Origin of the sequence: Thioalkalivibrio sp. ALE20 (assembly GCF_000381405.1) — a bacterium.
Taxonomy (GTDB): domain Bacteria; phylum Pseudomonadota; class Gammaproteobacteria; order Ectothiorhodospirales; family Ectothiorhodospiraceae; genus Thioalkalivibrio.
The window spans coordinates 18,407-38,450 of the sequence record NZ_KB906486.1 but is presented as its reverse complement, the minus strand read 5'-3'; the positions used below and the strand labels follow the sequence as shown (position 1 = coordinate 38,450).

The window sequence follows — 20,044 nt, the reverse complement described above, 5'->3', positions numbered from 1 at the left end:
GGACCGATCCCGGGTCTTCGGCACCTGCACCGGCACATCGCCGATGCCGGTCTGGACCCGGCGCTCCGGCTGATAGCCATTGCGCACCACTGCCCGGCGCCCGTCCGGCAAGCGGTCCTCCGCGTAGCGCTCCATGAACGTCTGCAACTCGGCCTCCACCGCTTGCTTGATCAGATCCCGCGCCCCGCGGCGCAGCAGATCGGTCAACGGGTCCTCTGGTCCGTTCGGGATGTCTGTCGTATCGTGAGCCATGGTGGCGTATCTCCTTTGGCTGGCTGGTTGCTCGCACTTCCATTCCAGCCGGATACGCCGCCTTCCTCAATCCCCCCGTACACCACTTTCGACAGTAACTCCCTGCACCGCGCGGCCGGTTACACCGTCGATTCCGAGATCCAGCAGGGCCTCCACGTCGTCCGCGTGGTCGCAGCCTTCGGCGATGACCAGGATGCCGATGGAATGGGCCAGGGTGCAGAGTCCGCGGATCAGGGCCTGTGTTTCGGTGGAGCGCTGGACACCCTGGACCAGGGACGCCTGCAGCTTGACGAAGTGCAGTCCGAAGGTGGTGAGGTCGTGCGAGCGGAAGGCCTCGGGTCCGGCGTGTTCCAGGCCGACGACAAAGCCTGCCACACGGGCGATACGGCACAGGTCGCGCAGTTCGGCAGGGTGGGCCAGTGCGCCTCGTGCCGGGAATTCGAGCCACAGGCGGCCGGCGATCTCCGGGTCCGTTGTCAGGCGAGCTTCCAGCCGCTGCCGGAAAGCGGTGTCCCGCAGGCTGTCCACCGAGAGGTTGATCGCGAGGCAGTCACCGGTGCGGCCGAGTTGTTCGAGTGCGGCATCGAGCACGGCATCGTCCAGCTTCCGGATCAGATCCAGGCGCACGGCCCAGGGCATGAAGTAGCCGGCCGGGCGTGACTCGCCATCCAGCACCAGGCGCATCGGCGCCTCGTGGTGCATCAGTTCGTGGTCCGCATCGATCACCGGGAACCGCGCCAGCTGTACACCATGGCTGCCCAGGGCCTGGGTGATGGCGCTACGCCATTCGTTCTGACTGGCGTGGGGCAGAACGGCATGCGGCTCTTCGGCGACAGAGTCACCGGGCTCCAGTTCGGCGCGGGCCAGCGCCTGGTCCACTCGGCTCAGAACCTCGCCCGTTGTGTCATCGGGGTGGAAGGGGGTTCCGGCCAGGTGCAGGGTCAGGGCCTGCGGGGTTTCCGGGGCAGTGAGGTCGGCGCGAATCGCGGTCAGCAGGGATTCGGCGAAGCGCTCGCTGTCATCAATGCCGTCACCAAAGACTGCGATGTCGGAGCCCTTCAGGCGTCCGGCAGCACCATGGCTGCTCACGCTCGCCTGCTGCTCGGCAACGCCTGCGATGCGGGCCAGAAGCTGGTCGAGCGCAGCGTGCCCGATCGTCTGGTTGAGTTCGGCTAGGTCGGAGATGCGCAGCACCACAAAGCTGCCGCCGGAGCCGCCGTGGCGGTTGTCGAGCGTGGCCTGAAAGCGAGCCAGAAAGGCATCGCGGTTCAGGAGTCCGGTGACATCATCGTGCTGCAGGTGGTTCTTGAGCCGCTCCAGGCGGGTGGACTCTTCCTGCAGCATCATGCGTACGTGATCGGTCAGCTGGTTCATGGCGCGCACCAGGGCGCGGAATTCCCAGGTGCGCGGTTCGGGGGTCGTGATGAACCGCCTTTTACCGACCGCTTCCGCCTGTTCCACAACCTGGTTCAGCGGCCGGATCAGCCGCCCCAGCAGGAAGGACCCCAGGAGCCCGATGATCAGCAAGCCGCCGGCAAACATCGCGGTGAGGCGGAGCGTGCCCTCCCACAGGGCCTCGTAGGCGTAGTTGGTCTGGCTTTCGATGATCAGGGTACCGAAGGAGCTCCAGCCATCGGATACATGGGCGACCCCGGGGCGCACGTTGAAGCCCAGGCGCTCCACGAACCAGGTGGGTACGCCCTGGGGCGGATCCGGGTTGCGGCGCTCAAGTATCAGTTCACCGGTCGGGTCCACCAGCCGGATGTGCTGATAGTGGCCGGTATCGAACTGCGAGGCGATCTGCAGCTCCACGGTGGTCTCGTCCTTGGGCAGCTGCGAGAGCGACAGTGCCAGAGAAGCGGCGTTGTCGACGTTCTTGGTCAGCAGCTGCTGTGCCAGATAGTTACGGGCCGACAAGGTGCTCACGACGATACTGACCACAAGCGCCAGCAGCATGATGATGGCGACGGCGATCCAGAGTTGTTTTCTCAGCGTCATGGCGGCGCCCTCATTCCGGGGTCGGGTGAATGGGTTGGTCGAGATCAAGGCCGTAATCGTCCAGCTGCTCGAGGATGCGGCGCCAGCGTGACAGCCGCGCCGTGGGGTCGGCGGCGGACTGTGCCTGCCCGTCCGGCCAGAGCCCCTCGCTGTTGAACGAGAAGATCGGGGTCAGGTCGTCCCGTTGGGACGCGCGTTCAATGCGGGTGACGAGGTTATCCAGTACCATGGGCTCCTCGCGCGGATCGGTGAAATACCCCAGAACCATGTGCGCCTGGCTGAGATTGCTTCCGGGGCCGCCCAGCCGCGCCCGCACGTAGAAAAGCCGCAGGCGTTCATCGGGAATGCCCAGTTTGCGCAGGCTGACGTATTTGGCGATGGAGAAGTCCTCGCAGTCTCCCGCACCCTTGTCGAGGGCCTCCAGCGGGGTGGCCCAGAAATCCTCCTGCCCCCAGGTGACCTGATCGTCCTGATAGCGCAGCTGGCGGTTGAAAAACGCGTTGACCTGGGTGATCTGGGTCTGTTCGTCTTCGTCGGCGAGGTCTTCCAGGAGCTCCCGCCAACGCCGTACGCGTTGCGCTGTTTCGGGCCCGTAGCGTTCGGCCGCAACCTGCTCCAGCTGTGCTTGGCTGCCGAGTCCCGCATGGCTGGAGCCCAGCAGCCACACCCCGGCCGCGAGCACGAGCACCAGGCTTACGCGTCGTATCAAGCGGAACGGATTCCTGGGCCAGGTTGCGGGCACGCAGGCGGCCCTCCGGAGGCGGTGAAGAGTTCCTACACCCTGAATAATGGGCCACGCCTGTATGAAAAGCCAGAAACCAGAACATGAGGTGATGGCTCGTGCCAAGGTATTCGGCGCTTCTCGTGTTTTCCCCTTGTTATGTGACTTCCACCAAAAATCATTGCGCGCGTCTGCGCGCGGGTATATCTTAATCTGTTTTGATTCAAAAATCTGCGTTTGCCTACGTCCGGCGGTGCTGGGGCGGGGTGGCAATGCGAACATTCGAGCAAGATTGATGGGGGTAGGAATGGCGGATGTAACAAGGTCGATCACTGCAAAAGGCGGGCTGCTGGCCTTGGCGGCGGCTGTCGCGATGGTCGCAGGGGGAACGGCTCAGGCCGAGGCTCCAGAACCGCTGCGCGACGCCGCGATGGAAGCGGTGCTTTCCAACCCCGATGTGCAGTCGCGGTGGCATGCCTTTCGTGCCTCCGGTGAGGAGCAGACCGGCGCCCGCGGGCGCTTCATGCCCGAGATCGATCTGAACGCCCGTACCGGGTATCAGCGTCAGCGCTCCAGCGACGACGCCTTCGATTCATTTTCGCGGAATCCGCGCGGCGTCGACATTACGCTGACGCAGATGCTGTACGACGGCTTCGAGACCGCGAGCGAAGTCAGCCGCCTGGGCGAGATTCAGCGGGTGCGGTACTTCGAACTGCGCGAGACCACCGAGGAGATCGCGCTGGAGGCCGTACGGGCCTTCGCCGATGTCCAGCGCCAGCGCGCCCTGGTGGACCTGGCGCAGGAAAACTACGACGCGCACAAGGAGGTGTACGACCAGATCGTGGAGCAGACCGAGCGTGGTGTGGGCCGAGGCGTTGATCTCGAGCAGGCCTCGGGTCGCCTGGCCCTGGCCGAGTCCAACCTGCTGACCGAGCGTCAGAACCTGCATGACGTGAATGCGCGCTACTACCGGATTGTGGGGCAGATGCCCGCGGGCGACCGCGTCGATCTGGTCGGCAGCTTCTCCGACGAGCCGATTCCCGGCACCGTCCAGGAGGCGCTGACCACGGCGATCACCACCAACCCGGCCATGTTTGCCTCGCTGCGCAACATGGAGGCGGCACAGGAACAGCGCAACGTCGCGCGCTCGGCCTTCCACCCGCGCCTGGACCTGCGCCTGCGTCACGCCTACGAAAACGACGTGTTCGAACGCGAGGACATCCGGGTCCACGACACCTCGGCGCAGGTCGTGATGACCTGGAACCTGTTTCGCGGTGGTACCGATCAGGCGCGGGTGCGCCAGTTCACCGAGGAGTTCAACGAGGCGCGCGACCAGCAGGAGTCGGTATGCCGCAATGTACGTCAGACTGTCTCGGTTGCGTACAACGATATGCGTTCCCTGGATAGCCAGCTGCGCTTCCTGCGCCAGCATCGCGACTCGTCGGACCGCGTGCGTACCGCGTATCGCCAGCAGTTCGGCATTGGTCAGCGCAGCCTGCTGGACCTGCTGGACACGGAGAACGAGTACTTCGAGGCGAGCCGGGCCTTCATCAATGCCCAGCACGATATGGAGATCGCCAGGGCACGGGCACTGAACGGCATGGGCCGGTTGCTGGAGTATCTGGATATCTCGCGTGGCGACATGCCGAGCGTGGCGGATCTTGGTCTGGTGGACGACGCGGCCCGGGTCGATCCGGACTCTGTATGTCCGGCAGATGCCCCCGAGATGAGCGAAGTGCGTCACGAGAGTATCTTCCGCTAAGGAAACACTGATCAATGGCCTCGCAGCCGGCTCCATGTCCCGGCAACGCACTTTTGGAAGGACATTGGGGCCACGGCGGCCGGTTTTACTCCCTGTAACCGCCGTTTTAGGCGGTTACAGGGGCGATTTCCGGTCCTGCGGACACACTACCCCTGCGGCAGTAGTCCCCATCGTCGCGCACGGTACAGGTTCGCCAGGGCGAAAAGGCTGTGGAGCTGTGCGGTGTTCTTCTTGAGGCCGCGGTAGCGCACCTTGCGATACCCGAAGAGGTTCTTCACCACATGGAACGGATGCTCCACGGTCGAACGCAACTGGGCCTTGTGCCGTTCATCGGTGCGGACCTGGTCGCGCTCCGCGCCTTCCGGCAGCGCGCGCACCGTGCCACGCTTTCGCGCGATGTGCGTCTCCGGGCGATGCCCGTTCAGGCGTTTCTCCGCCCCGATGTAGCCGGCGTCGCCATGCAGGCTGGCTTCCTCGCCGTGGAGCAGTTCCGGCACCTGCGACACGTCCGAGACGTTTGCCGCCGTGCCCTTCACCGTGTGGACGAGACCGGTGACGACATCCGCCCCGATATGCGCCTTCATCCCGAAGTACCACTGGTTGCCCTTCTTCGCCTGGTGCATCTCCGGGTCGCGGGCCTTCTCCCGATTCTTGGTGGAGGGCGGGGCCTTAATCAGGGTGGCGTCCACCACCGTGCCCTCGCGCAGCAGCAGGCCCCGCTGCTGGAGGTGGACGTTGATCCGGTCGAAGATCACCTGGGTCAGGTTGTGCTGCTCCAGCAGCCGGCGGAACTGCAGCAGGGTCGTAGCATCCGGGGCGTCTTCGCGGCTCAGGTCGATCCCGACAAAGCGCCGGATCGCCTGGCTGTCGTAGACCGCGTCCTCGATCCCTTCATCCGACAGGTTGAAGCACTGCTGCGCCACGTACATCCGCAGCATCCGCTCCAGACCGATCGGCGGGCGGCCGCGCTTCCCCTTCGGGTAGTGCGGCTCGATCGCCTCCACCAGCGCCGCCCAGGGCGTGATCGCGTCGATCTCCCCCAGAAACCGGTCGCGCCGCGTCTGCTTGCGCTTGGCGGAGTACTCGAGATCGGAAAAACTGCGCTGCGACATCGACCATCACCTCGGGCAGAAAACCTGCTGCCATTATCCCAAACCCGCTCGCCGGGCGGGAGCAGCGGCGGATTAAATCAGCGTCTCCCTAGGTGTCAGGTCCCGGCTGGTTGTATATCCGTTTACGAAACACATCGGGGTGCTCCTGTTGCCAGGCCTTGAGTGTCTCCACCGGCGTTCGATGCCCCAGCGCCTTTTGCCCGATCTGATGGTCGTACAGGCACTGGTAATCCCGGAGGGTGTCGTTCAGATGCGCTTCCGAGTCGAAGCGCCGGGTGCGCAGCAGGTCGGCGCTGCGTCCGTTGACGCGTTCGACCATTCAGGCACCCACGGCCCGGATTTTGCGGATCTCGCGTGCCGAGGTCGATGACGAGACGGCGGCTGCAATGAGCTGCCCGGGCATCTCCTGCCTGTCGATGGAGTCGCCGGCCGATCAGGCCCCGTGATTCTGGGAGGCGGATCCGGAAGCCGAGATCACGTTGATGCCGCCCTACGACCCGATGGGGCCGGATGGCACGCACAACCCGACCATCGTACTGGACTAGTTGCAGGTTCAGCACGGTTTTCTCGGAGAGCAGCAGACCGGTGGTGTGAGGTGCTCCTGTCCGGAACCGCGTGAAGCGGACACCTGTGGTGCGAGACAGTACTGGCCCTGGTCTCTTGTCCGGCTCAGCTTTTGCGGCTGCCGTAGGTGACGACGGACTCGATGCGTTCGGCGCGTTCGGGGTCGAGGACATCGGTCCGGGCGAGGGTAGCGGCGTCGGCGTTGATGACGTCGCGCACGCTGCCGAGGCTGCGCAGCAGGTCGCGGGCGTCGTCCGCGGCGACCCCGGGCAGGCCGCTGAGGATGAATTCGGCGACCTTGCGCCGATTGTCCGACTCGGCCTCACGGTCGACGGGATCCGGCTCGATCTGTGCGTTCAGGCCGGTCAGGTAGATGAGCATGCCGCTGTTGTCGGCATCGGGGCTGGGCAGCACGCTGATGCCGAGGGCGATGGTCAGGTGGGCCAGGGCGCGGTGGATGTCCAGCGCCTGCTGGTAGAAGCGGGGCTCGTACAGATCCCCTTCGACGATGTAGATCACCTGCCGGTAGTTGGCCTTCAGCTTCGCGGCGTTCTCCCACAGGCTCTTGTCGACCACGCTCAGGACCATGTCGGCCGCGGATTTGCGTTCGATCACGACGCCGTTGGGCAAGACGTAATCGCCCACGTCCAGATCGGTGAATTCCAGTTCCACGCCCTCCAGCTCTTCGATGCGCTGGATGATCTTGCCCTTTTCGCGCTTGTCGACGCGGATCGGCAGATGAAGATTTTCCATTGGGGACTCCGGTTGTGTGACCCGCACGCAGTCTAGGCGGAGCGCAGGGGGTAACTCGCAATCCCTCATGCAGTCTCGGATACCGGCCGGGTCCTTGTATTCAGGAAATCAGTCGGCCCCGGCGGCACGGAGCTGCTGGTAGACCTCGTCCGATTCGCTGATGTGGAAGTTGTCGTCCAGAAAGTCGTAGGCAGTCTGCCCTTCCTTGTTGGTCAGGCCGGGGTCGGCGCCGAGCGCCAGCAGGGCCTCGACCATGGACGGAATGTTGTGGGCCGCGGCGTCCATGAGGGGAGTGGAGCCGTTTTTGTCCCGCGTATTGATGTCTGCGCCGTGCTCGACCAGGGTCTCGACCATGGCCGGGTCGTCGCGCAGCGCGGCCTGCACCAGGGACGTCCAGCCGTGTACGTTGCGCACCTCGATGTCCGCGCCGTGGTCGATGAGAATGGTGGCCACTGCCGGCTCGTGTTGTGCGGCGGCGACCATCAGGGCAGTCCAGCCTTCTTCGTCCCGCGCATCGACTTCGGCGCCGTGTTCGATCAGGGTCTCGATCATGGCCGGTTCGTTGTTCCCGGCGGCGACCATGAGGGCGGTGCTCGCAAAATCGTCCTGCGCGTTGACGTCGGCACCCAGTTCGATGAGGGTCTCGGCCATCGCCGGTGTCTGGTGCTTCGCGGCGTCCATGAGCACCGTCCAGCCAAAGTCGTCCCGCCCTTCGACGTCGGCGCCCTGGTCGATCAGAAACTCGGCCATGGCCGGTTCGTTGTCTGCGAGTGCGAACATCAGGGGCGTGACGCCGTTATCGTCCTTTGCATTGACGTCGGCCCCCGCCTCGAGCGCAGCCGTGACCTCTTCGGGAGTGCCTTGCGTCGCGGCCTCGAAAAGCCGCTCCGTTGGATCGGCGGCAGAGGCGGTTTGCAGGGACAGGGCCAGGAGGGCGCCCAGGGTGATGGTCGGCAGCAGGGGGCGTTGGGTACGGGACATCCTTCTCTCCTTTGAATGACGCGGTTCCGGGACACCCGGGCAACTGTCGCGCCCCCCGGGTTTGGCGGAAATACGGTGAGATCGATCATGCCACATCCGGCGGCGCATCGCCGCTGAGCGCATCCCGCAGGGCTTGGCTCTTCCACACCTGGTTGCTGGAAAGGCTGAACGCCCTGACCCGTGGACGTGATGCAGAAGCATTTCTGGCGCACTACCGCAACAAATACCACGGAGGACCGGACCAGCCGCCGATCTGGATGGCCGTGGGAGACGATGGCTCGCTGGTTCTCGACCAGACCCGAGCGCTGCAGAATGTGATTGACGGTTACACCTGCGTCCGAGAAGGCGACGTCGCGGTGGCGAAGATCACTCCGTGCTTCGAGGACGGCAAAGCCGACATCATGCGCGGTCTCACCAATGGGCTCGGGCCTGGCACGACAGAACTGACCGTGCTTCGGCTACGAGGCCCGGTTACCACGAGCACCTAGCGATGATCGAGGAGCAGCGGCGGCTGATCGAGCCGAAGCAGTCCGCCTGTCTTTCAACCTGCAGCGACCTTACGAGTTTTCCTCGTCGTCCAGCGATGCGCCGCCCTGTTCGAGAAAGCGGCGTACTTGCTCTTGCCGGCGGAAGGCGCCCTGGCCCGATCTGCGCGTTCGCGTGAGGGGGATGGATTCCCCGGATTTCAGATAGATGACCGGCCTGTGGGCGGGTTTGCTATGGCCGGAACGCTGTGACCTCGACCACGTCGTCTCCACGGCCACCCGGCTGATGTCCTGCAAGGGGATATCGCGGATCTTGCCGGGACTCCCCGGCTGCCACCAGCGCCGTTCGGCGACCTGTAGCTGGTCAACCCCGGGCGGCAGCCACAGGGCCACGACATTGCGCTGGAACAGCAGCAGGTAGAGACCCAGTACGCTCATCGCCAGGGGCATCCACAGGCCGAACGTGACCTGGTGGCTCATGTGAAAGTCTCCCTCCTGACGGACATCGTCGAGGCCGGTGTTGACCTCGTCCACGATGGATTGAACGCCCGATCGGCCGCTCCGGCTGTAGCCCAGTATATCCACCGAGCCGTCGTCCAGTTGCAGGTTGGCGGAGTAGGTGCGGTCGCCGTCGCTGTTCCGACTCTCGCCCAGTGTGGCCTGCTGGATCTCTTCCAGGGGGTAGCGGCCCTCGGTGGATTCATGGATGCCGAACGGGGCCGATCGGGTGAGTTCGCAGTAGCGCTCCTCCGCCCCGCAGGCGAGATGCGTGCTGCGGCCGAACGTGGTCAGGAAGATCACGCTCATCACGAGCACGAAGAGCCCCATGAGCGGGGTGCCCCAGTTCTTGAATACCAGTTGGTTACCCACGGTTTCGCTTCTCCTTGTGGCTGGCCTGAGCATGTGCGTCGGGGCGTGGCGTGAACCGCACCATCGACCGAACAATGAAACCGGATGTCAGCCCGGCCGAGACACCTCCGTTTGGAGGGGGCGACATTGCCTGACGGCCTTTGATGATCTCACTCGAAATCCGGAACCCTCGGGGTTTCGTTCAGGCGCTCGGTCGGATTCGCCTCCGGTAGCAACACAGTCGTGCGTCATCTTCCGCGGCGGCCGACGGTGCTTGAGATTCGGAGGAGGCTGCGGTAGAAAGACCCTGTAATGGAAGAGGTTGCGTGATATGGATATCGGGGAGGAGCGTCGATGAACATCAATATCCACATGTTGATCGGCGGCGTGTTGGCGCTGCTGGTAGTGCTGTGGGCGTGGCAACGGCGCCGTCTGCTCCGGCGTGCCGAGGCCGAGCAGGCCGAATGGCAGGCACAAAGCCGCCAGGTAGACGCGATTCAGGAGGCCATGATGGAACGGGACGACGTCGCCAACCGGCTGGCGGAGCTGGAGCGATCCGGCGGCGACGAGGACGCCCTCGAGTCCTTGCGCGTCGAGCTGGAGGCCATCGACGTCCGGTTGACGGAGCAACTGGAAGCGATGACCGGCCGTAGCGAAGGCGCTGCAGCTGGAAAGCCTCGCGGCTGACTACCACGCCCGTGCGAGGCCTGCGTCGATGCTGGCTGGGAGGTATGCGGGGACGACGGAAGCCTGTCGGCCCGGGTTCGAGATGCCCCCGACTTGCAATGAGAAGGCGCGCAGCCAGGGGTTCCTGCAACCTTTCCCGCGCGTTGTCCGTCAGCCGGATGAACCCCGTGCCGAACGACGCTCCTGGATGGGGCCTGGATCCGCGAACCCGCGCGGGCAAAGCCTGGCGCCGGAGGAACGCAAAAATGTGCGCTATTTCCAGAAACGGTGCTTAACGTCTCTGGAAGGTCGGTACAACCCTGATTTTGGTGTGGACGGCTGGTTCCGCATAGTGATAGAAAAAGTGGTGTTTCCCGGTCAGGATGATCGGGCGCTCAAAACGCCTTTCGGTTTGCTCCTTGCAGGGGGGCGAAGCGACGAGAGCGATTTGCCCCCACCGGCGCTGGGGCGACCAACAATCATGGACGAAAAGGACCCCCGCAATGCGCGGTAGCCACCGCATTTCCCACTTCGACGTCTCCCTCTTGTCAGCTCGTCAAGCGTCACGAGTGTTCTGCACCTTTGTGGGTGCCGGAGCGTTTGTCGTGTCTGACCGAGACTTCATCTGGTCACAAGGAGTGAATCATGTCCAAAGAAGGAACGGTTGCGCCCAGGGAGCGCATCAACATTCGTTATGTCCCGGCCACTGGAGACCAGCAGGCGGAGACCGAGCTTCCGCTGAAGCTCCTGGTCGTCGGTGATTTCAAGGGTGGCACCGAGGATACCCCGGTCGAGGAACGCTCCACCGTCTCGGTCGACAAGAACAACTTCCAGTCCGTGCTCGCCGAAGCGGGCCTCGGGTTGGAGGCCTCGGTGCCCAACCGTCTCCAGGACGGCGATGAGGACAGCGATCTTCCGGTGAGTCTCTCCTTCAAGGCGCTGGACGACTTTTCCCCGGACAAGGTCGCCCAGCAGGTCCCCGAGCTGCGAAAGCTGGTGGAGCTGCGCGAGGCACTGGTTGCCCTCAAGGGGCCGCTGGGCAATGTGCCGGCGTTTCGCGAACGCCTGCAGGAGCTTCTGGAGAGCGAAGAGGCGCGAAACCAGCTGCTGGAAGAACTCGAACAGGACACCCCCTCCACGGATGAAACCGAGTAATCGGGGCTTGCAACGGAAGCGAGGTAACAAGCAATGAATGAAGTGGTAGAGGAACAGTCCCGCGACGGCGTGGCCACCGGGTCCCTGCTGGATCAGGTGATGGCGCAAACCCGCATGGCGCCGGCGGACGAAGGCTATGATGTCGCGCGCAAGGGAGTTGCTGCCTTCATCAGCGAACTGCTGCGGGATGACGAAGAAACGCCTCAGGTCAACAAGGCGGTCGTGGATCGCATGATCGTCGAACTGGACCGGAAGATCAGCGCGCAGGTGGACGAAGTCCTGCATCTTCCCCGGTTTCAGAAGCTCGAATCGGCATGGCGCGGGCTCAAGCTTCTCGTGGACCGCACCGATTTTCGCGAGAACATCCGCCTGAGTCTGCTGCATGCCACCAAGGAAGAACTCCTCGACGACTTCGAGTTCTCTCCCGAGCTTGCCCAGAGCGGGCTGTATCAGCATGTGTATGCATCCGGCTACGGCCAGTTCGGTGGTGACCCGGTCGCCGGGGTCATTGGGGTTTACGAGTTCAACCCCAGCACGCCCGACATCAAGCTGCTGCAGTACACCGCTGCGGTGGGCGCAGTGGCGCATGCACCGTTCATTTCGTCGGTCGCACCAGAATTCTTTGGTGTGGAGAGCTTCCAGGAGCTCCCCCATATCAAGGACTTGTCCGCAGTCTTCGAAGGCCCGCAGTATGCGCGCTGGCGCAGTCTTCGCGAGAGCGAGGATGCCCGGTACCTGGGGCTGACCGCGCCCCGTTTCCTGCTGCGGATGCCCTACGATCCGGTCGAGAACCCGATCAAGACCTTCAGCTACCGCGAGACGGTGAGCCAAAGCCATGAGCATTATCTCTGGGGGAATACGGCCTATCTCCTGGCCGAACGCCTGACCGACAGCTTCGCCAAATACCGCTGGTGCCCCAACATCATTGGCCCGCAAAGTGGCGGAGCGGTCGAGAACCTTCCCGTCCACACCTTTGAGGCCATGGGCCAGCTGCAGGCGAAGATTCCCACCGAGGTGCTGATTACGGACCGTCGGGAGTACGAGCTCGCGGAAGAGGGTTTCATCGCTCTGACGATGCGCAAGGACAGCGACAACGCGGCTTTTTTCTCCGCCAACTCGGTGCAGAAGCCGAAACGCTTCCCGAATACCCCGGAGGGTCAGGCGGCCGAGACCAATTTCAAGCTGGGCACCCAGCTCCCGTACATGTTCATCATCAATCGCCTTGCGCACTACATCAAGGTGCTGCAACGCGAGCAGATTGGTGCCTGGAAGGAGCGGCAGGATCTTGAGCGGGAGCTCAACGACTGGATCCGACAGTATGTGGCGGACCAGGAAAATCCGCCCGCCGATGTGCGAAGCCGCCGTCCCCTTCGGGCTGCCGCGATCGATGTTTCCGATGTGGAGGGAGACCCGGGCTGGTATCAGGTATCCCTGGCGGTTCGGCCACACTTCAAGTACATGGGCGCGAACTTCGAACTCTCGCTTGTCGGTCGTCTGGACAAGGAGTAAGGGCCGATGACCGAGGTGTCTCAGACCATCAATGGGCCCCGGTTGTTCGAGCGTCTGGCCGCACCGGGTTACCCGGTCCCTTCGGGTGGCGGCGACCAGGCGCTTGTCGACTCGATCAAGCGGCATTTGACCGATCTGCTCAATAGCTGCCCGGGCCACAGTCCGTGCGTGCCGGAACTCGGACTGATGGATTTCAACGATGCCACGGGCGCCGCGCTGGACCTCAAGCTTGGTGTGCGGCAGGCCGTTCAGGCGTGCATCGAGCGGTTTGAACCGCGCATCACCGATGTGAACGTGGAGGTCCAGGACAACGGCAGCCAGTCGACACGGCTTCAGTTTCGGGTGCGTGCCCGGCTGGCGTCGGACGGCCGGCGTGACGAAACCACCCTGGACCTGTTGCTGGCCGATCGCCGGTACTGGCTCGTCGAATGACGGCGTTGGCCGGGTTTGAGTGATGCTGAACCGTTACTACAGGGACGAGCTGAACTTCCTGCGGGAGCAGGGCCGCGAGTTCGCCGAGGCCTACCCTCAGCTGAGCCGTTTCCTTTCCGAGCGTGGAACGGATCCGGACGTGGAGCGCTTGCTCGAGGGCTTTGCCTTTCTGACCGGGCGCATGCGCGAGAAGGTCGAGGACGAGTTTCCGGAACTCACTCACTCGCTGATCAACACCTTGTGGCCGAACTACCTGCGGCCGGTGCCCAGCATGACGATCGTGCGGTTCACTCCGGTGTGGCAGGCATTGACCGGGGCCTACCGCATCCCGCGGGGCACCATGCTGTCCAGTGTTCCGGTGGAGGGTACCGAGTGCCGGTTCCGAACCAGCCATGACGTCACCCTGAACCCGTTGGAGGTGGTGGAGGTGGAAGACCTCCACTCGGGCAATTCCTCGGAGCTGACCCTCCACCTGCGTGTGCATGGAGACCAGCCGCTGGATGCGGTCGCTCCCGAGTCCATGCGGTTCTACCTTGGTGGCGACGAATATTCGGCGCGGATGCTCTACCTCTGGCTCCAGCATTACCTGGAAGACCTGCACCTGTGGATCGATGGCGAGCAACACAGATTGTCCGTTGACGCCATTGGGCCGGTGGGGTTCGAACGGGATCAGGCCGTCTTGCCGTATCCGAGGAACAGTTTCGAGGGTTACCGGATTCTGCAGGAGTATCTGTGCCTTCCGGACGCGTTCCGGTTTGTCGCAGTGAAAGGTGTGAGCTCCAGTTGCCCGAGCCGGGCGGCAGAGGAGGTGAGGTTGGTGTTCCGATTCTCGCGAAGCCTTCCGTCCGATGTGCGTCCGGGGGTCGACAACTTTCAGCTGCACTGTACGCCGGCCGTGAACCTGTTCGAGATGGATGCGGACCCGGTCGATCTGACCGGTCAGCGGAGCGAGTACAGGATAACGCCCAGCAGTCGAAACCCGGGGCATTACGAAGTGTTCAGCGTCGACGAGGTGGAGGGCTGGCTGACCGAGGCGGACGGGCGCTTTCGTGGAAAGCCCAGGCGTTATTTCCCCTTCGAAAGTTTCCAGCATCAGCTGGAGCGGGATCGCGGCGGGGAATCGTTGTTCTATCGGGTGCGCACGCGCGAGAGCATGCGAAATGATGGCTTCGACCACGACATCTCCTTTGTGCGCGGCGACGAGGTCCAGCGACTGGGAGACCGGGAAACCGTCTCGTTGCGGCTCACCTGTACCAACCGGCGCCTCCCTGAGGCACTGACGGTCGGGGACGTGACGACATACGCCGACGACTCGCCGGCCATGGCCACGGTAAGCAACATCACGGCACCCACGCCGCGGCTGCAGCCACGCCTGGATGACGGCCTGCTCTGGACGCTGCTGTCGAACCTGGCCCTCAACTATCTCTCGTTGCTGAGCACGGATGCTCTCCGCTCGGTATTGCGGGCCTACGATTTCCGGTCGTTTGCAGACCGTCAGGCGGAGCGAGTCTCGCAAAATCGGCTGGCCGGGATTCGTTCGATTCGGACGGAAGCGGCGGACCGACTGTTCCAGGGGTTGCCGGTTCGGGGTTTGCGTTCGGTTGTGGAACTGGATGAAGACGCCTTTGGGGATGAAGGGAGCCTTTATCAGTTTGGCTCGGTTCTGGCCAGGTTTCTGGGGTTGTACGCGAGCATCAACTCGTTTCACGAGTTGCAGGTCATTAATCGGAAAAGCGAGCAGAGCTACACATGGAAGTGGCAGCCCGGACAACAACCGCTGATGTAGTGCCCGAGGCCCTTCGGGACCGCGCGCATCACTACGACTTCTTCCAGTTGGTGGAACTGTTGTTTCGCGTGCGCGGGGAGAACCCCGACCCGAAGGTGGACACGCGGCCTGTCGTCCGTGGCCTTCGGTTCTGTGTTTCGCCCTCGTTGGGATTTCCCGGAAGTGATGTCGTTCGTCTGGGGCATTGCGATCGGCGCGGCTATTCGCTGGAAGTGGGGTTCATGGGGTTGCATGGCGCGCAGTCACCCCTGCCCGGTTACTACCTGGAACAGGTAGCGCAGGCGCGCGCTCACGACGAGGGGGCTGCGGCGGACCTTCTGGATTTTTTCCATCACCGCCTGCTGACACTTTTCCATTTCTCGTGGCGAAAGTACCGCCATCACATCCGCTACGAGGACGGTGCAGGTGACGGATTCTCGGCGGTGCTGTTTGCGCTGACCGGCCTCGCGGACGAGGGCATGCGCGGCGAGACGCCGATCAACTGGAGCAAGATGCTGGCGTATGCCGGCCTGGTGGCGGGGCGCTCCCGGGCTCCGGAAGTCGTGGGGGGAATCCTTGCGCATTACTTCGACCTCGAGCAGGTGACGGTGCTTCCCTGGTGTGCCCGATCGGTGCAGATATCGCCCGATCAACGTAGTCGTTGTGGTGTCGCCGGTATGCGGCTGAACCAGGATTTCACCATCGGAGAGCGGGTGCGCGACATCAACGGCAAGTTTGTGATCCGCATTGCCGGACTGAGTCGCACACGAATGAGCGATTTTCTCCCCAGTGGCAGGGAGTTCCGCGTATTGCAGTCGCTGGTGGATTTCCTCCTGCGTGAACCGCTCGCGTATGACCTGGAGCTGGAACTGCAGCCAGAGGAGGTCGATGGCATGCGGCTTTCCTGCCCGAAAACGAGTCAATTGGGATGGACCAGTTTTCTCTCTCCACGAACGGAAGCGATGCGCCAGAGGCGGCGTGTCCGTATACAGACAAGGGAGTGATGTGGTGGCGGAACGACCGACGGATCTGACCATGGTAGTAACCAATCCGGCGGTGCTCGATGGTCAGTGCAGCAGTAGCCATGTCTTCGGTACGGATGGCGGTTGCATTGGCAGCGATGAGGGTGCCTGTGATTGGTGGCTGCCCGACACGGCGGGGCGAGTCAGCGGAGTACATGCCTTTGTCGGATACGAGGACGGCAGTTTCATCCTGCAGGCGGAAGGCGGCGATACCTATATCAACAATGGAAGGCAGCCGCTGGGGCGAGATCAGAAGGTCTCGCTGTCCGAGGGGGACACCCTGGTGATCGGCGATTACCACGTTCGTGTTCATGCCGGAAGCGCGAACGAGTATGTCGGGATCTCCGCTTTGGCCGGGGCGCTGACCGGAGGTCCCGAGGCGGTCATGACGGCGGATGGCGGGCCGTTGATGGCCGAGAAGGCGGATGACGCAGGCGACCCGTTGGTCGCGTTGGGTGGTCAGTCCGATGCGGGCCGGCATGCGGATGATCCGATCAAGGCATTGGAGGGGGCTATGGAGGGCAACGAAAAGAGTGGTTCGGTCAACGGAGAGTGGACGGGGCCGGACGGCGGCCGCGACCTTCGGTCCAGGGAGGAGTGTGCCATGATGAATCCGGCGCAACCCCGGTCCACGGAAGCACGCGAAGACGAACTGAAGGCGCTGGAGCAATCGGTGGGGGCCCACCTGGAGGAACGATGGTCGGGGCCGGAAACGGCGACCGCGACCGCGGGCGCCGCCGGTGGCGCGAGTATCCAGCCCTTGCTCGGAGCGTTGGGTGTGAACCTGGAATTCCGTGACGCGGCCGAGCAAAGGGAATTTCTGGCGCTCGTCGGCGAGACCGTGAAGGCGACGGTGACCGGCCTGTGCGAACTCCACCGTACTCGGCACGAGTCCAGGTACCCGCTGCGCGACCGCCGTCTGCAGCCGATTGAAGATAATCCACTTCGTCTCGAGCAGGACTATCACGAGACGGTCCGAACGATGTTTTCTTCCGATCGGAGTCCGGTGCATCTCGCGCCGGCGGCGGCGGTGTCGGAGTCGCTCGAGCTCATGAGCCGGCATCAGCAGGCAATGGAAACCGCAATCAGTGCCGGGCTGCAGACGCTGCTGTCGGCGTTCGAGCCGGACACCCTGCAGCGTCGGTTCGCGGCATATCGAACCGGAGACGACGCAGAGGCCCGTGGCGACGGTTGGTCATGGCGCATGTACCGCCACTATTTCGCGGAGTTGAATTCCGATCGGCAACAGGGCTTTGCAAAGCTGTTCTGGGAGGTGTTCGAACAGGCGTATGACCAGTCGGTGCGGAGTCGGCAAGGGGAGACGAAATGATCTCCTGCCGGGGGTGTCGGTTGCTGGTGTGGGTGATTTTTGCAGTTTTTGTAAGCGGATGTGCAACGCCATTGGAAACGGCAGGAAAGCTGGGGCAGGTGATCTGGGACCCGTCCGTTCCGGTAGGCCATCCGGAAGACCAGCCTTCTGCGGTACGCCTGAGCCTGGTGGCCGACGAGGACGTCAATCCCAACAGCGAAGGCGAAGGTACACCGCTGATGTTTCGCGTGATGCAACTGAAGGATGACTCAATGCTCATGGCCGCAAGCTATGAGGAGCTCGAGGAAGAGCTCGAAGACGCGCTCGGGACCAATTATCTGGACCACGACGACTTCACCCTGTTGCCAGGCCAGTTCAAGAGTTTTTTTCTGGATGAACTGGACTCGGATGCCCGCTACATCGGTTTGGTGGCGTATTACGCGATGCCGGATGAAGCGCAGTGGAAAAAGGCCCTGCGCGTTGAACCGCGAGGCCTCGACTACAACCTTCTCGTGCATTTGCGCAGGCACGAAGCCGACCTTAAGGACGAGGACTGATGGTGTGTCGAAATCGAGTAGTCTGGCGTGAAGGCGACTTCATCAAGCCGCAGCATTTCCAGCAACAGCAACGCAGCCTTGAAGGGGTGGTCAATCTCCGGCTCGAGGCGGCTTGCGCCTATGACCACGGGTTCGTGGAGCTGTCGCTCAACCAGGAGTTTCTCGGGTTCGGCCGGGTGGCGCTGACCCGGGCACGTGGCGTGTTGCCGGACGGGACAACCTTCGACATTCCCGGGGATGATCTGGAGCCGGAGCCGCTGGAGGTCACGGAGGCGAGTGCTGCCAACCAGCATGTCTATCTTGCGCTTCCGCTTGCGCGCGACAGCGTGGCCGAGGTGGCGGACACCGATCAGCCGGAATACGAAGGTCGGTTTCGGCGGGAGCCGCGCGAAATCCGCGACCTGCACTCCCGCGGGGGCGATGCCACGGAACTGTCCGTGGCAAGGGTGGCCCCAAGGCTGCTGTTGGAGCGCGATGATCGCAGTGGTTATGCCTGCCTGGCGCTGGCCCGGATCCTCGAGCTCCGTCCGGATGGCGGGCTGGTTCTGGATCCCCATTTTGTCCCGACGGCGCTGAGTACCCGGGTGGCCCCGAGCCTGCAGCGCTTTCTCGGCGAGATGGCCGGCCTGATGCAGGAGCGAGCCAGGAACGTCGCGCAGCGTCTCGCAGCTCCCGAGCAGGCGGGTGTTGCCGATGTCTCGGATTTCATGCTTCTGCAGCTGCTCAACCGTCTTCAGCCCCGGTTCCTGCACCTGGCCCGGCATCGCCGTCTGCATCCGGAAACGCTGTATGCCTGCATGCTGGAGGCCTGCGGCGAACTGGCGACCTTCACGGACGAGTCGCGTCTTCCGCGGACCTATCCACCCTACGACCATGACCACCCGGACGACTCGTTGCGGGCGCTCATGCAGGGACTGCGCCTGGCCTTGTCGACCGTGCTGGAGGCCCGGGCCGTGTCGATTCCGCTGGAGCATCGCCGCTATGGCCTGATGGTTGCGCCCTTGAGCGACCCGGGGCTGCTGGAGGAGGCGGAGTTCATTGTTGCCGTGCACGCCGATATGCCGGTGGAGGAACTGCGTCGCCTGTTCGTGCAGCAGACCAAGGTGGCCAGCATTGAACGCATCACGGACCTGGTGAGCCTGCAGTTGCCGGGCGTGCCGCTGGTCCCGTTGCCCGTGGCGCCACGGCAGCTTCCATACCACGCAAGCCACATCTACTTCCAGCTCGACCGGCGTAGTGAGGCATGGTCGACGTTGTCCGGCGGTAGCGGCTTTGCATTTCACGTCGGCGGGAAATTCCCGGGGCTGGATATCCAGTTCTGGGCGATCAGGAGCTAGCGATGACGGCTATCGCGGAAAGTCTGAAGGATCAGGGAAGGGTGTCCGGCGAGAGAGACCCCGGAGCCACGGTGAAGCCGGGCATGCTGGATGGCGACGAGGCATTGGTGTTCCGCCTGCGCGGATACAGCCTCAATCCACTGGTCGATGCGGCCAGCCCTCTTTTTGGACTGGTAATCCGGGTTCGGCAGCTGGAGTGGCTGGGAGACAGCGAAGCCCTGTATCGCCAGGTGGTGGAGGAGATCCGCTCCATCGACATCGAGCTCACGGAGCAGGGCTACGACAGACCAACCGTGCTGGCGTATCGCTATGTCCTGTGTTCGTTCGTCGACGAGGCGGTGATGAGCACCTCATGGGGCGGGCAGAGCGACTGGGCGGAACATTCGCTGCTGGCCCGTTTTCATGACGAGACCTGGGGAGGGGAGAAGGTCTTTTCCATCCTCGCACGGCTTCAACAGGAACCGCAGCGGTACGAAGGACTGCTGACTTTCATTTATGTATGTCTTTGTTTGGGCTTCGAGGGGCGTTATCGCATTCAGCCTGAAAGACACGACGAGTATCAACGTATCGTCAAGGCGCTGGGGGATCAGCTGTCGTCCCTGCACGAAACCAGTGAAGAAGCACTGACGGATCCGGAACGGCATGTGACGCGAAGTCGCTGGAACTCGCGCGGTGAGTTTCCCGTGTGGATGATCGTTGGACTTTTTGCTGTGGTGTCTGTGGGCCTTTATCTGGCGATGTCCTGGTCCCTCGGTCAGCAGGCGAGTGAAGTCAGCGCCCTCGTGGCGCAATGGTTCGAACAAAAAGGGAATTGA

At 63.3% G+C, this 20,044-nt stretch carries 19 protein-coding genes and 1 pseudogene; 12 read left to right on the top strand and 8 right to left on the bottom strand.

Annotated elements, in window-relative coordinates:
• The 3 genes from F790_RS0113260 to F790_RS0113250 form a co-directional block, all read right to left on the bottom strand.
• Positions 1-252: transposase (locus F790_RS0113260; RefSeq protein WP_198004670.1), on the bottom strand; the 252-nt coding region annotated here is incomplete at its 3' end.
• 66 nt (positions 253-318) lie between these two features.
• A complete protein-coding gene (locus F790_RS0113255; RefSeq protein WP_019591984.1) occupies positions 319-2,250 on the bottom strand; it encodes a LapD/MoxY N-terminal periplasmic domain-containing protein in 1,932 nt (643 codons plus the stop codon).
• A gap of 10 nt (positions 2,251-2,260) precedes the next feature.
• On the bottom strand, positions 2,261-2,938 hold the full coding sequence (locus F790_RS0113250; RefSeq protein ID WP_019591983.1) for a transglutaminase-like cysteine peptidase: 678 nt from the start codon (positions 2,936-2,938) through the stop codon (positions 2,261-2,263).
• Positions 2,939-3,344: 406 nt separating this feature from the next.
• Here F790_RS0113250 and F790_RS0113245 point away from each other — a divergent pair, with 406 nt between their 5' ends.
• Positions 3,345-4,733, top strand: a complete 1,389-nt coding sequence (locus F790_RS0113245; RefSeq protein WP_038036876.1) for a TolC family outer membrane protein — start codon at positions 3,345-3,347, stop codon at positions 4,731-4,733.
• Between the two features lie 146 nt (positions 4,734-4,879).
• On the opposite strand, the gene F790_RS0113240 is transcribed toward F790_RS0113245, so the two are convergent.
• The 4 genes and pseudogenes from F790_RS0113240 to F790_RS13965 all read right to left on the bottom strand — a co-directional run bounded on the left by F790_RS0113240 (position 4,880) and on the right by F790_RS13965 (position 8,143).
• The gene (locus F790_RS0113240) at positions 4,880-5,845 is read right to left on the bottom strand and encodes an IS5 family transposase (RefSeq protein ID WP_019591981.1); all 966 of its coding nucleotides are present in this window, start codon (positions 5,843-5,845) and stop codon (positions 4,880-4,882) included.
• Positions 5,846-5,933: 88 nt separating this feature from the next.
• Positions 5,934-6,164 (bottom strand): annotated as a pseudogene (locus tag F790_RS0113235) (IS481 family transposase); the annotation flags it as partial.
• A gap of 350 nt (positions 6,165-6,514) precedes the next feature.
• The gene (locus F790_RS0113230) at positions 6,515-7,162 is read right to left on the bottom strand and encodes an ERCC4 domain-containing protein (RefSeq protein ID WP_019590392.1); all 648 of its coding nucleotides are present in this window, start codon (positions 7,160-7,162) and stop codon (positions 6,515-6,517) included.
• A 108-nt stretch (positions 7,163-7,270) separates the two neighbouring features.
• Positions 7,271-8,143 carry an ankyrin repeat domain-containing protein gene (locus F790_RS13965; RefSeq protein ID WP_019591980.1) on the bottom strand — a complete coding sequence of 291 codons (873 nt, stop codon included), beginning with the start codon at positions 8,141-8,143 and terminating at the stop codon, positions 7,271-7,273.
• Positions 8,144-8,154: 11 nt separating this feature from the next.
• On the opposite strand from F790_RS13965, the gene F790_RS14905 reads away from it, so the two are divergent.
• Positions 8,155-8,631, top strand: a complete 477-nt coding sequence (locus tag F790_RS14905; RefSeq protein WP_232199286.1) for a hypothetical protein — start codon at positions 8,155-8,157, stop codon at positions 8,629-8,631.
• A 69-nt stretch (positions 8,632-8,700) separates the two neighbouring features.
• Here F790_RS14905 and F790_RS0113210 read toward each other — a convergent pair whose 3' ends face one another.
• Positions 8,701-9,498, bottom strand: coding sequence for a hypothetical protein (locus F790_RS0113210; RefSeq protein ID WP_019590389.1), 798 nt, complete (start codon positions 9,496-9,498; stop codon positions 8,701-8,703).
• 333 nt (positions 9,499-9,831) lie between these two features.
• On the opposite strand from F790_RS0113210, the gene F790_RS0113205 reads away from it, so the two are divergent.
• The 10 genes from F790_RS0113205 to icmH all read left to right on the top strand — a co-directional run bounded on the left by F790_RS0113205 (position 9,832) and on the right by icmH (position 20,044).
• Positions 9,832-10,164: a hypothetical protein gene (locus F790_RS0113205; RefSeq protein WP_019591979.1), complete on the top strand. Its 333-nt coding sequence runs from the start codon at positions 9,832-9,834 to the stop codon at positions 10,162-10,164.
• Positions 10,165-10,788: 624 nt separating this feature from the next.
• Positions 10,789-11,298: a type VI secretion system contractile sheath small subunit gene (gene tssB / locus F790_RS0113200; protein ID WP_018870953.1), complete on the top strand. Its 510-nt coding sequence runs from the start codon at positions 10,789-10,791 to the stop codon at positions 11,296-11,298.
• Between the two features lie 33 nt (positions 11,299-11,331).
• Positions 11,332-12,807, top strand: a complete 1,476-nt coding sequence (gene tssC, locus F790_RS0113195) for a type VI secretion system contractile sheath large subunit (RefSeq protein ID WP_018870954.1) — start codon at positions 11,332-11,334, stop codon at positions 12,805-12,807.
• 6 nt (positions 12,808-12,813) lie between these two features.
• Positions 12,814-13,239, top strand: coding sequence for a type VI secretion system baseplate subunit TssE (tssE, locus tag F790_RS0113190; protein ID WP_019590387.1), 426 nt, complete (start codon positions 12,814-12,816; stop codon positions 13,237-13,239).
• A 22-nt stretch (positions 13,240-13,261) separates the two neighbouring features.
• Positions 13,262-15,025, top strand: a complete 1,764-nt coding sequence (gene tssF, locus F790_RS0113185) for a type VI secretion system baseplate subunit TssF (RefSeq protein ID WP_018870956.1) — start codon at positions 13,262-13,264, stop codon at positions 15,023-15,025.
• The gene (tssG, locus tag F790_RS0113180; RefSeq protein WP_026332788.1) at positions 14,989-16,008 is read left to right on the top strand and encodes a type VI secretion system baseplate subunit TssG; all 1,020 of its coding nucleotides are present in this window, start codon (positions 14,989-14,991) and stop codon (positions 16,006-16,008) included. Before tssF ends, tssG begins: the two co-directional genes overlap by 37 nt.
• Positions 16,009-16,039: 31 nt before the next feature.
• Positions 16,040-17,356, top strand: a complete 1,317-nt coding sequence (gene tagH, locus F790_RS0113175) for a type VI secretion system-associated FHA domain protein TagH (RefSeq protein ID WP_019591978.1) — start codon at positions 16,040-16,042, stop codon at positions 17,354-17,356.
• Positions 17,353-17,892 (top strand): type VI secretion system lipoprotein TssJ, encoded by a 540-nt coding sequence (gene tssJ, locus F790_RS0113170; RefSeq protein ID WP_081617437.1) that lies wholly within the window; start codon positions 17,353-17,355, stop codon positions 17,890-17,892. The genes tagH and tssJ overlap by 4 nt, the downstream gene beginning before the upstream one ends.
• Positions 17,892-19,229, top strand: coding sequence for a type VI secretion system baseplate subunit TssK (tssK, locus tag F790_RS0113165; RefSeq protein WP_018870960.1), 1,338 nt, complete (start codon positions 17,892-17,894; stop codon positions 19,227-19,229). The genes tssJ and tssK overlap by 1 nt, the downstream gene beginning before the upstream one ends.
• A gap of 2 nt (positions 19,230-19,231) precedes the next feature.
• On the top strand, positions 19,232-20,044 hold the full coding sequence (gene icmH, locus F790_RS0113160; RefSeq protein ID WP_231364983.1) for a type IVB secretion system protein IcmH/DotU: 813 nt from the start codon (positions 19,232-19,234) through the stop codon (positions 20,042-20,044).